The sequence below is a fragment of the Krasilnikovia sp. MM14-A1259 genome (genome assembly GCF_047159535.1).
Lineage (GTDB): Bacteria > Actinomycetota > Actinomycetes > Mycobacteriales > Micromonosporaceae > Actinoplanes.
This window is the reverse complement of the sequence record NZ_BAAGAJ010000002.1, coordinates 2,176,520-2,187,910: the sequence shown is the minus strand read 5'-3', so window position 1 is coordinate 2,187,910 and position 11,391 is coordinate 2,176,520. Positions and strand designations below refer to the sequence as shown.

The 11,391-nt window shown below is 68.3% G+C and carries 10 protein-coding genes; 8 read left to right on the top strand and 2 right to left on the bottom strand.

The window, feature by feature from the left end; all coding sequences use genetic code 11:
* Positions 1-105 precede the first annotated feature (105 nt).
* The 8 genes from ACMCNK_RS09445 to ACMCNK_RS09410 all read left to right on the top strand — a co-directional run bounded on the left by ACMCNK_RS09445 (position 106) and on the right by ACMCNK_RS09410 (position 6,181).
* A complete protein-coding gene (locus tag ACMCNK_RS09445; protein WP_412736015.1) occupies positions 106-285 on the top strand; it encodes a hypothetical protein in 180 nt (59 codons plus the stop codon).
* Positions 286-804: 519 nt separating this feature from the next.
* Positions 805-1,185 (top strand): YbaB/EbfC family nucleoid-associated protein, encoded by a 381-nt coding sequence (locus tag ACMCNK_RS09440; protein WP_412736014.1) that lies wholly within the window; start codon positions 805-807, stop codon positions 1,183-1,185.
* A gap of 4 nt (positions 1,186-1,189) precedes the next feature.
* The gene (locus tag ACMCNK_RS09435; protein ID WP_412736013.1) at positions 1,190-1,504 is read left to right on the top strand and encodes a hypothetical protein; all 315 of its coding nucleotides are present in this window, start codon (positions 1,190-1,192) and stop codon (positions 1,502-1,504) included.
* Complete coding sequence (locus ACMCNK_RS09430; RefSeq protein ID WP_412736012.1) at positions 1,501-2,502, top strand: hypothetical protein; 1,002 nt, start codon at positions 1,501-1,503, stop codon at positions 2,500-2,502. Before ACMCNK_RS09435 ends, ACMCNK_RS09430 begins: the two co-directional genes overlap by 4 nt.
* A 14-nt stretch (positions 2,503-2,516) precedes the next feature.
* Positions 2,517-3,107 (top strand): DUF6346 domain-containing protein, encoded by a 591-nt coding sequence (locus ACMCNK_RS09425; protein ID WP_412736011.1) that lies wholly within the window; start codon positions 2,517-2,519, stop codon positions 3,105-3,107.
* Between the two features lie 418 nt (positions 3,108-3,525).
* A complete protein-coding gene (locus ACMCNK_RS09420) occupies positions 3,526-3,897 on the top strand; it encodes a hypothetical protein (protein ID WP_412736010.1) in 372 nt (123 codons plus the stop codon).
* 150 nt (positions 3,898-4,047) lie between these two features.
* Positions 4,048-5,184, top strand: a complete 1,137-nt coding sequence (locus ACMCNK_RS09415; protein WP_412736009.1) for a hypothetical protein — start codon at positions 4,048-4,050, stop codon at positions 5,182-5,184.
* Entirely contained in the window at positions 5,177-6,181 is a 1,005-nt protein-coding gene (locus ACMCNK_RS09410) for a hypothetical protein (protein ID WP_412736008.1), read from the top strand. Before ACMCNK_RS09415 ends, ACMCNK_RS09410 begins: the two co-directional genes overlap by 8 nt.
* Before the next feature lie 91 nt (positions 6,182-6,272).
* Here the strand turns inward: ACMCNK_RS09410 and ACMCNK_RS09405 are convergent, their stop codons facing one another.
* Together ACMCNK_RS09405 and ACMCNK_RS09400 are read right to left on the bottom strand one after the other, a co-directional pair.
* Complete coding sequence (locus ACMCNK_RS09405; RefSeq protein WP_412736007.1) at positions 6,273-9,962, bottom strand: hypothetical protein; 3,690 nt, start codon at positions 9,960-9,962, stop codon at positions 6,273-6,275.
* On the bottom strand, positions 9,959-11,341 hold the full coding sequence (locus ACMCNK_RS09400) for a lipase/acyltransferase domain-containing protein (protein WP_412736006.1): 1,383 nt from the start codon (positions 11,339-11,341) through the stop codon (positions 9,959-9,961). Before ACMCNK_RS09400 ends, ACMCNK_RS09405 begins: the two co-directional genes overlap by 4 nt.
* Positions 11,342-11,391: the final 50 nt, after the last annotated feature.

Here is an 11,391-nt window from a genome sequence, read left to right as displayed (position 1 = left end):
CCAGGTCCCGCCCGACGGCCCAGCCGCGACAGCCCGATCTTCACCCGCCGATCTTCACCCGTACCGATCGACAACTATCCAACACGCGATGAAGAGGAGTGTCTCATGACTAGCACGACGGCACCCAAGGTTGGACGCACCGTGCTCGCCGTGTTGCTGTTGCTGTTGGCGGTGGGCGCCATCGCCCTCGCGGTTGCGTTGCATCACCTGGTCACCACGATCTTGCTCGTCATCATCAGCATCGCACTCGTCGCCGCCGGCACCCGCCTCCTCCCGCGTCGCTGACACCCCGGGCAGGTATGGGGCGCGGGCTTGGCTCGCCTGGACCGCCGTAACGACTCAGATCGACTCCGAGGGCTGAGAGCTGACGGCCACCTTGGCACCCGGGTAAGTGTGCCGGCATGCCGATGACGATGTGACGTTCGTGCATGCGCCGAGTGGTGCTCGTCAGAGGTGGGCTGCCAGGTCTGCCTTATCGCCGAGCGGGTCGCGGCCAAGGTAGATGGCGAGGGTCATGGCGGGATCGGCGTGGCCGAGTTGGTCGGCCAGACGGCCACAGGTCTCTCCTCGCTGGGGACAAGGGTCGGATCCTGCCACACATCGCGCGCCGGATCGGATGACCGTTCTGAGTACGTCTCGGCCCGACTCGTGTGGTTCGACTGTTATTCGAGGTCACAGCCCGGGACGGGCTGCGCGAAATGGTCCGCTTTGAGGCCCCACAGGCGGACGGCGAGCCAGGTAGGCTCCGTCTTCCGTGATCAACAAGTCGCGTGGGCTTACAGATTTCGTGTGAGGGGGCAGCCCGTGCCGCAAGACCCCGAGGACCTGCTTTCTGACTGGCAGTACAGGGCCGAACAGCAGGCAGAAACCAGCCTGGAGCTAAGCCGCCGGATGCAGGAAGTCACCGCTAGCGCCGAGTCGGCGGACGGCGAGACTGTGGTGACGGTAAACCATTCGGGCGGTTTGGCCGGGTTGCGGCTGGCTGACAGGGCAATGAGACTTTCGGCTGTCGAGTTGGCCGAAACCATTTTGGCGACCAATCGCCGCGCACAGGCGCAGTTGGCCGAAAAGATGGGCGAGTTGGTGAAGGGCATCTACGGCTCCGACTCACCAACCGCCGCGTTCATCGCCGGTTCCTACAGCGAACAGTTCCCCACGCCGTCGGACGACGAAGAGACGCGGTGAAAAGATGACTCAGCCTGACCTCAGCATCGACACGGACGGCGTGCGCAGCCACGCACGAATGGTCGATCAGGTTGCCGACATGGTCGATGAAGCGCGGGCCGCGGCTGGATTCCTCGACCTCCACGACGAGGTTTACGGCGAGTGGCCCGGTAAGCTAATCGTGCCGCTGCTGAACATCCCCCAGGATTACGCGTCACGAGAGCTTCGCAACGGAACGGATGCGACGATGCATCTCGCGGACGTCATCCGATCCGTTGCCAACTCCGTCGACATCACCGACACTGACGCGGCCCAACGGATCCGGGCGGCCGGATCATGACCGGCGCGGCATCCATCGGCCGGCCCGGCCTCATTGCGCAAGAGAGCGCCACCAAAGGCTACGAAGGTGCGGGAATCTTCGAGTCGGCCTGCGGTGTCGTCGATAGCGGATTCCATCTCGATGGCTTTGGTTTTGCAGGTAACCTAGTCGCCACGGGACTCGGGGCCATCGGCGCGATAATGGACCCGCTCCAAGCGGTCTTCGCGGCGGGCGTCAGCTGGCTCATGGAACACCTCGATTGCCTCCGCGAACCACTCGACCGGCTGATGGGCGACCCCAAGGCGATCGAGGGACACGCGCAAAGCTGGAAGAACATCGAAAAACGCATCTACGATGCCACCGACTTCTTCGTTGCCGAGGTCAATCGCAGCACGGCGGTCTGGGCCGCTGAGTCGGCGGAGGCATACCGGCAACGCGCACACGACCATGCCGATGCCATTCAGGCGATAGGAAAAATTGCCGACGGCATGAGCAAGGCAACAACGATCATGGGCGCGCTGGTCGGCGTGGTACGTAACACGATTCGGGACATCGTCGCTGAAGTCGTGGGTGCCTGCATTTCCAAGGCGATTCAGGCTGCCACAGTCGTGCTGATTCCCAAGGTGGCGGCCGAAGTTGCCGTTCTGGTGGCCAAAACCAGTACCAAGATCCTCGGATTGCTCAAGCAGTTGTTCTCCTCGATCAAGCAAGTTGGCCTGTTCACTAAGCGGATGCAGAGCCTGCTTGAAGAGGTCGCGCAGGCGAATCGAAATGTGCTGCGACTGGAGGCGTTCCGGATCGAGGCGGCAGGGACCGCAGGGAAAGGCTGGAGCGGTTTCAAGGACGCGTACAAGCTTCTCAGTCAGGGCCACGTGTCCGTGCACGGCACTGTCGATCAGGTGATCGCCGACACTGCACGTGATTCGAGCCGGAGCAACGCCGTGCAGAACACAGGCTCAGGACTCTCTACGCTGACGGGCGAGGACCCCGAGCCAGAGCCGATCCACCTTCCCCTCTGACGCAGGAAGTCACCATGGACTCGCACGACGAGCGGATGGCCAAACGCGCCGCCGAACGCAAGGCACTAGAGGCGGAGCTTGACCGCGAAGAAGCCGAGCGGAAGGCCGCAGCCTCCGATCCATCTGCCGTCGTAGTACGCGGGCGCGAGGGCAGCGCCATGCGGTCAGCCGTCTTCCTCATCGGGCTCGTGGCCCTTGCGGTCATACTCATCGGCTCATCGATCACTCTCATCCGACTGGCGGGGCGCGACTACACCGACGCCACACGCACTGGCCGAGCTGCCGTCGACGCGTGCAACCAACATGGCCCCATCACTAACCGCGGATTCGGTTCCTGGTATCGATGCTCGGCGACGATCACATGGGATGACGGTGCGGCCAGCCGGTTGACGGTCGACGCCGTGTTCACCCCGTCAGACATCGGCACCGAGGTTCGCGTCGGGGACCTCGGCCAATACCGCACCAGCAAGCAACTGGCCCGAGAGGACACCCCACCAAGGCCGTGGCTCACCTGGATCGGCTTTCTCGTCGGCTTCCTCGGCGCCCTGCCGGGCCTTCTCGCTGTCCTCATCATTCGTAAACCGCTCCGACGCCAACGTAGGTGAGTGGTGAAGCACCCCCCACCACCCCTGACCACTCAATGAGCGAGCCCAGCGCAAAGTCGCAACGTCGGGTTGCAGTACTAACCGTTGCAGTCACAAGTCATGTGACTACAACGGCTAGTTGGCACGCCTCACGCCTTATGAGCTCGCCCCTTGGAGGCGACTTCAACGCTTGATTGGCCCGTTCTGCAAGAGTTGGTTGGCCACTCTGTGGTTGATCAGGGCCGTGGGCGTGGGCAGTAGTCGTGACGGGCGAAACCGGAATCTGGTCACTTTGGTGATCGGCGTGGTCCGAAGTGAGTCTCCCGCGGACTACGGTGCGTCACCGACAAGCCGGCAGAACGCACGCGGAATGCGGCATGAGAGCGCACTGGCCACCGGGCCGGGGCCCGCGATGATCACCCGGCTATATGGTCAACTCGTGGACGTTTTCCTGCTCTGGCACATTCGCCATGCGCCATTCCTGGACGGCAGGCCGACCGAGCATCGTGGTGAGGATGGTGAACTCGTGTGGGACGAGGAGGACGGGGACGACCTCAAGATCCTCGGCGTCTACTCCACCGAGCAGAAGGCCCAGGAGCGTATCTTCTGCGCCCAGAAGCTACCCGGATTTCGCGACGAACCGGACTGCTTCCTCATCAACCCCTTCACCCTCGACGAAGACCGGGTGGACCGACGGCTTCGTCACGGTGCCGCTGGACCAATGAGTCGACCACCACCTCGTCCGGCTGGCCAATGCGGAAAGCGGAAGAGGATGCTGGTGTTGACGACGGCCGGCGTTTCGATCACGTGATTGATTGTTCTCTGGCCGCTTTAGCTCCGCTACCTCCCAGCAGCGTTCCAGGCGCTGCCGGGAACTTGCCGACGAGTGGACGTGGCGGTCCGATATGCTGTCCGGCTGTCCAACGGAAGGCTGACTGCATTGGCCACTGACCGTGTCCACTTGCCTGATTTTCAGCGGCTCACCTGGCGTGACGTCGACCCCGCCGCCCGCCCCGATGTCGACCTGGCAGGTGCGGCTGCGCTGGTGCGTTCGTTGCCACCGGCTGCTGAGGTCCCGCCGGCCGGCACTGATTGGCGCCTCGCCGATTTCTGGTGGGACCGGATGACGGAGGCCCTGGTCGAACGCCTCGGCGACTGGGTGGTGGGCTGGCAGCACACGGTGGTGATCGAGGACTTCCCGGGCCGGGGGGTCATCCCGGTCTGGCGGGAGGTGGAGCTGACGATCACGACTCCTGCCGAGACCCTGAATCGCCTGGCCGAAGCAGTGGTGGCCTGGCACGAACTGACCGTCGAACTGGCCACCGACGCTCGTGGCCGGTTCGCTGCGGCGGCCCCGGCCATAACCGACAGCTCCGGCGACCCGGTGGCCTGGCGGGCGGTGAAGGCACCCGGTATCAGCCGCCTCAACCCCGGGCGCTTCACCCGCGGCGTTCCCTACCCGGCGAGCCTGAGTTGGGCCGACGTCGATCCGCGAGACTGGGACTTCGATCCGGCGACGGTTGCGACCGTGGTCGCCACACTGGTCACCGCTGAGAGTCTCCCGGCCCAGGGCGCGGACTGGCGACTGCGGGACCTGTGGTTGGAGAGCGTGTCGATTGGTTTCGCGAAGCGGTACGGGCAGTGGGCGGTCGGTTGGCGTTGGTCGGTCGGCGAAGGCGACCTCGACGGTGGGCCGGTCGGTAACTGGTGCTGCTTCTCCCATTCGGTCACGACCCCGGAGGCGACCGCCGCCCTCGTCGGTGCCGCATTGATCGAGTGGCGCGACTGGCTGGAGGACACCGCCGACCGGTTCGACCGGTTCCTGCCGCTGGCCGCAGGCGACCTGGACGGCTGGGAACGCGCGGTCGCCCACCTGGTGACCGCCGTCGGCGACCGTACCCAGTACGAGTCCGCCTGGTACTCGTGCTGCACCACCGTCCTCGGCTGGTTCCTCGAAGCCGCAGGCATCGCCCCAGGCGAGCACAAGAAGCTGCTCGACCACGCAATCGGCGGCCGGTTCAACAGCTGGTCCGAGCCGGACCCGGAACTCATCGCGTCGGTGGCCGAGCGCCTGGCCGGGCAGGCGGCCGGTGCCTGACCAACTCACGACCTGGCAGCAGGTCCGCGAGCAGGTCCCATGGCGCGATCTCGTCCCGCACCTGCAGACCCCGGTTCCCGCTGCCCGCGACGGGTTCACCACCCATGCCACGATCGGCGAGGACCGGCGACGGCAGAGCCTGTTGCTGGCCGCCTACGCCGACGCCAGATACGCGGCGACGACCGGAGCAGGCCTCACCCCGGACCTGACGGCCCGCTGGAACGGGACGCTGCGTGGCATCCCGGCCGCCGACTTCCGCCGTGGCCCGGCTTTCGCCAAGAACGGCCGAGACCGGTACGGGTTACACGCCGACACCCAGCGGCGGTACGCATCATGCCTGTCAGAAGCCACCGACCCGACAATCCCGGTAGCGGCCCGCGCGGCCCGGGCCTATCTCGACATCGCCTTCTTCCACCCCTACGACGACGGCAACGCCCGCCTGGGCGGCCTGCTCCTGCACTACGTGCTGCTGCGCGCCGGCATCGAACTCGACGAAGTCCGCCCGATCCTCACCACGATCCGCCGCGCCGACGACCCGCAAGGCGCAGCCGACCTCGCCCGCCTGATCTACGGCACCGCCACAGCCACCAACCGCCGCTGGCTCCGCTCGTCGAACCCTGACCGGCACCCGACAACCTCACGACCTCCGATCCCAATGGAATGCGTCCACACCGGAAGCCCTCCGTTGAGCCCGGCCGTGAACCCCGACCAGCCGCACTCACGGCGACGCAACGAGGCGCTCGCGCCGTGGGCCAGCTGCCCGAAGCGTCATGACTTCACTCGGCGCTGCGCCCGATCGGCGGCAGATCCGTGCGCCGTGCTGACAGATCTTCAGCCGGTTGTCGAGCAGGGACCGTGGGCTGTCGCCCTGGCGGTTGGTGCGTCGGTGGTGGGTCGGATCGTGGTGATCACGAGCGCCCTTCGTCGGTCGGACCCGAAGGACCGGCCGAGCATCATTAAGGCAGTAGCCGAGCTGTTTCGGTGGCGTCGTCGGTAGACGGCCATCCCGTGTAGCGGGGTGTGGCCAGGCTCAGTCGCCACACCTCGATCGCCTAGGTTCGAGCGGTTCTGGCCGTTATCCTGCGAGCCTAGCCCCGCCCCCCACTGTACCGGGCGGATTGGTTGGGCAACGCAATCGTCAAGGAAGGGCGCAGTTCGGCGTCCTGGTCCGCTCCGAGCGACCGGTAGATTTCCACCGCCTCGTCGATCGCCGCGCGGGCCTTACGAACGAGTCCGATCTCCGCGTATCGGTTGGAGAGGTTGGACAGCGACAGGGCCAGTTCTGTCTGCTGCCCGCGCGACTCGGGCGACTGGCGGAGGTGCGCCACCGCTTCGAGGTTCGTGGCCAGCGCCCCGGCCACGTCGCCGGTGCGGCGTTGCACATACGACAGGGCGTTGAGCGCACTGGCGAGTTCCTCTGCGAGGAGAGGATCGTCGAGGCTGCGGTACGTGTCGACCGACTCCGTGATGGTCAGCAACGCGGCGTCCAGGTCCGCCGCGGCGACGTGCAGATCGGTCAGCGCCTTGAGGCAACGTGGCAGGTCGGCTGGCGGTGCGTCTCCGGCGGCCATCTCGCGATATAGGCCGGCGGCTTCGGTGAGCGCTGCCCTGGCCGCACGGTTGTCGCCGGCAGCGTGCTGCCGGAACGCCAGCATGCGCAGCGCGCTGGCGAGACCTTCCATATCCGCGGCCGGTGTACGCATCAGCGCCACGCATTCCTCCGCCGCGTGGAGCGCCCCGGCATGATCGAGCCTCGCCGCGAGTCGTTCCGACAGCGTGTAGAGGCATGCCGCCAACAGCGCGTCCCGGGCTGGGCCTTCGCTGGCCGATGCGCGACAGGTGTCGAGGGCCTCGCGAGCGGCGTCTAGCGACGCGTCGAACCTGCCATCGAACGCGTGACGTTCCGACAGATCCAGCAGGGCCGGCACGAGCGGGCCTGGCGCGGCGCCGTCCCGCCGGCACTCCCGCAGCACGTCGACGGCCTCCACCACGCGATGCTGTGCCGTCGCTCGGTCACCGGCGGCGGCGTCGGCACCCGCCGCCGCCAGCAGGTACTGGCCGAGCATGGGCCGGTAGTGGCTCGGATGCGCGCCCGCCAGAATTCGGCTGAGGGCGATGGCTTCCTCGATGGTGGTCACGGCCGCGGGCGCCATGTCCAGCGTCTGCTGCCGGGCGGACAGCGTCCGCAGTGCCTCCGCCAGGCGTACGACCTGCACCGGGTCGTGCTCTGCGGCGATGCGGGCCATCCCGACGGACTCCTCGGCCGCACGCAGGGCGGCTTCATGCTCTCCCGCCGCGGCCAGGTAATCGGAATGGAAGTACAGCGATGCGGCGAACTCGGCGTACCGGTCAGTGCCCGCTGCCGGCGCGGCGGCACGGTGGTGAGCGATCGCCTCTGTGCTGGCCGCCAGCGCCGCGGCCACGTCACCGGCGTCGTTCTCCCGCACACCGAGGATGTCGAGGGCAACGCCGAGTTCGTGGTTGTGACCACCGTCCGCCAAGGCTCGTTCGATGTCGGCAGACTCGCGGGCCGCCGCCAGCGCGGCGTCGTGCTGGCGGAGCTCGCTAAGCCGGTTGCTGAGGTTGCTGAGGGTCCGGCCCAGCAACCGGCGGTGGCTTTCGTCGCCGGCGGCGAGCTCGCGCGCCAGCCGCACCGAGTCAGTGGCCGCGGTCAGGGCGCCGTCGAGATCTCCCGCCTTGCTCAGGCGGATGGCAAGGCTCGATACCGCACCTGCGATCAGCGGCGCGTCGGCGTCGGAATCCAGCCGCAGCCGCTGCAGCCGCAACCGGTCTGTCGCCAGGCCGAGCTGCCACAGGGCCGGATGTTCCGGCGGGATCAGCCCGGCCAGCTCGTCCAGCGGCACGATGCCGTCGTCGCCAACGATCTCCATCATTGCCCTCAGCGCCGGTCCGGTCTGGAAGTAAGCGATCATGAACAGCCGCCGCCACAGGGCGGGTGCGGCGCGCACGACCTCTGCCATCAGCGCGGCCGCGTCCGCCGCGTCGTCGGCGCGGGTCGCTCGATTGAGCCGGTAGAGCGCGGGGCGTGCCGCCTCCGGGGAGAGCCCTGTGAGGAGGGTCGTCAGCGCGGCGCGGTCGCGGCGAAGCAGGGTACGGATCAGGTGGTCGGCCACCGGGCCGGGCCGGACGGACAGTTGTTCCCCGGGCCCCGGGCTCAAGCAGACGATGAGCGTACGCGCAATGTCGTGGACGCGGTCCGGTCCCGCTTCGCTCAGCGAGCCTAGGCAGTTGCCAACTGCGGCCTCGTCCGGGGCCGGCGCCAGCAGCGTCACGAAGGCCGCCGCCTTTCGCAATAGGGTGTCCGGCGCCTCGCTCGCTGGCTGAATGCGCGACCAGGCGCGGCGCCAATAGCTGAGCTCGTGCTCGAGGGCGCTGTCATAGAGCGCGTCGAGGCCGGTCGGCGCGGGACCACCGTTCGTGGTCGCGAACCAGCCGAGCAGGACGAAGTCGAGGGTCGTCAGTCGGTTGGCGATGATGCCTTCGAGGTGCTCGACGTCCGGCGGCTGCGCGTCGTCGTGGCCGAGCAGGGACATCGTCTCGCGCAGAATTGTCGTACCGGCGGGGTGGTGGGGCGGCAGTGGTTGGTGGTGCACCTCGTGCGGGTGACCGTTGTCGCGAAGATCGGTGATCACGTCCCGCCACCACGAGCCCTCTGCTGACCGGGCGGTCAGCAGCACCACGGCGGGGCGCCTCTGCAGTCGTGCCTGCATGGCGGCGAGCACCTGCTGCGCCCGCGGCACCTGCGCGTCGGCGTAGTCGACAACGACCAGCAGCGGCGCGACGCCGGATCCGAGCCAGGCGAGATCGTCCGGGGTCGCAGCGGGCCGCAGCAACCCGGCGTGCCAGCCGGCCGCCGACAGGGTCTCGGCGAGCTCCAAGGCGAGCCGGGTCTTGCCTGCCCCGCCCGCGCCCGTCAGCACCACCACGCCGGTGCGGTCGCTGGCCGCGATGCGCCGGCAGAAGTCCTGCAGCTCGGCTAGCTCGGCCCGGTCCACGAACGGAATGAGGCCGTAGTCGGCGCGCAACAGCCGCAGCGGGCCGTCGTCGGCCGGTTCCACGTAGCCGGCGCGCAAGGGGTCGGTCGCGGGACGCGAGGGAAGGGTCAGCGCGTCCTGGGCGCGCCACAGCGTGGCGATGTCGACGCCGAGCAACCATCCGCGCTCGGCGAGCAGTCCTGCGCCGCGCTGCACGGCCGCCGGAAGGTCCAGCCCTGCCCCGGGAACGGTGGTGCCGGGAAGAGCCATGGCGAAGCCAACTGGGTCGAGAACCACCAGGTCGGCCGGTTCGTCCCAGCGCGTCTGCACGAGGTCGTCCAGTCGTGGCGGGCGGTGAGACCACACGCCGGCGGCGGCGCCGAGCGGAAGGGAGTCGTCATCGGCCATCCAGAATCCCACCAGCGCGTGGGCCGGTTCGCGGCCCGCCGGAGCGACAATGATGATGATCGGGTGCAGGCCGGCGACTAGCGCGGCCCCGGCGAGGACGATCGCCAGGTCGAGGCATGTGCCGTGGCGGGGCGACCAGAGAACCTGTTCGGGCGTGCGGATAACCTGCCGCCGGCCGGGCTCGTCGGACGGCGCCTCGTGGGCGTATCGGATGCCGGCTGCGGCCAGGACGCGATACACCTCCGCCAACCGGATCGCCGGGTCGGAGCTGGACGAGCCGGGCAGGGCGAGGTGTTCGGCCACCGCGCCCGGTTGCACGTACTTCGCGAGCGCCGCCGGCTCCCCGGCGAGGCTCCACCGAGGCCAGGCGCTCACTCGTCGACCACCGCGACGGTGTCGTCAACGGTCAGCCGGTCCGCGCCTGACAGGCCCGCGGCGGTGACCTGCATGTCGTAGAACCCAGGTGGCACCGGGCCGAACTCGCCCCGATAGCCGCCCGCGGCGTCGGCGGTGAGCTGCACCCTCTGCACCACCGAGTGATCGGCGCGGAGCGCGGCCGTGATGGTGGACGGCGCTTCGGCGATGCCCTCGACCGACGCCCGGAACTCGATCGGCCGGCCGGCGGCGTGTTCGGTGTCGAGGTCCAGACCGAGTGCGGCGGGCCGTTCGTCTCCGCGAATCGGGGCCAGCGGCCGGCTTCCGTATCGCTCGTACGACTCCACCAGCTCGGTCACGAAACCGGCCGACGCCAGCGGAGTGTGCCGCTGCTTCTCCCGGCGGAACGCCGACGTGTGGCTCTCCATCTCAGGCGGCAGCGCCGAAAACGCTGGAACCGTGCCGTCGCCTTTGTCGTGCTTCCATGCGGTCAGATCCAGCCAGTGCGGTGGCTCCTTCGTGACGCGCAGCCGCCCGTTCTCCCAGAACGCGGCGTTCGGCGTGCCGTGGCTCCAGCCCAGCCGCGGCTCGACCTCAGGTAGGCCGCGAGGCATCCGCTCCCACCCGGCCGCGATCGCCGCATGGGTTTCGGCGGCACGTCGCGCCGGGGCGGTTAGCCAGGGCACCGGCAGCTCGGCAGGTTGCATGGAGGTGCAGGTGGCGGGGTCGAAGATCGCCGGGTAAGTCGGCAGCAGTTCGTACACGCTCGGCCACTCGCGCAGCACACCGGTGACCGCGCCGAGGAGGCCGAGCGGCGGGCCGTTCACCAGCATCCCGAGGGCCTTGGGCGCACCACGGTGGGGCGTTCCCAGAGTGATCAGGGCGCGGCACCACCGGTGGCCACCGAGCGGACCGAGCCAATAGCGGGCGACCAGCCCGCCCATCGAATGGGCGACCACGACGACCCGGTGTTCTCTATTGCCGCCGAGATGCGCGAGGCGTTGCGAGACCTCCTGCGCGAGCAGCTCGGCGTTGTGCGCCACAGGTCGCCGGAAGTCGTACGGGAACAGCACCACGTTCGCGTCCGGGCAGGTGCCGGATGGGCCGTCGGCCACCACCGTGCCTGGCAACCGGCGCATCTGTTCGACGAGACGCTCGTACCCGCGGATCACCGACCAGCCCGGCAAAAGCTGCAGCGATCGAACCAGCCCCACCGGGCGCAGGTCGGGGTTCTCCGCGAGACTGAGACGACCCGGATCACGGCCAGCGCCGAGTAACCCGCCCGGCTCCAGCGCCCATACGATTCGGCCGGCCCGATCGGCGAGCACACTGCCGCCGATACCGGGCAGCACCACCACCAGCTGCTTGCGCGTCGCCATACCCGGTCCTCCCGCCGCCACCAAGGGGCAACGATCAATAGCCCACCGCG

Coding starts and splice junctions, on each gene's coding strand:
- ACMCNK_RS09435 (WP_412736013.1), top strand. CDS start 1,190: ATGACTCAGCCTGACCTCAGCATCGACACGGACGGCGTGCGCAGCCAC.
- ACMCNK_RS09445 (WP_412736015.1), top strand. CDS start 106: ATGACTAGCACGACGGCACCCAAGGTTGGACGCACCGTGCTCGCCGTG.
- ACMCNK_RS09425 (WP_412736011.1), top strand. CDS start 2,517: ATGGACTCGCACGACGAGCGGATGGCCAAACGCGCCGCCGAACGCAAG.
- ACMCNK_RS09430 (WP_412736012.1), top strand. CDS start 1,501: ATGACCGGCGCGGCATCCATCGGCCGGCCCGGCCTCATTGCGCAAGAG.
- ACMCNK_RS09400 (WP_412736006.1), bottom strand. CDS start 11,341: ATGGCGACGCGCAAGCAGCTGGTGGTGGTGCTGCCCGGTATCGGCGGC.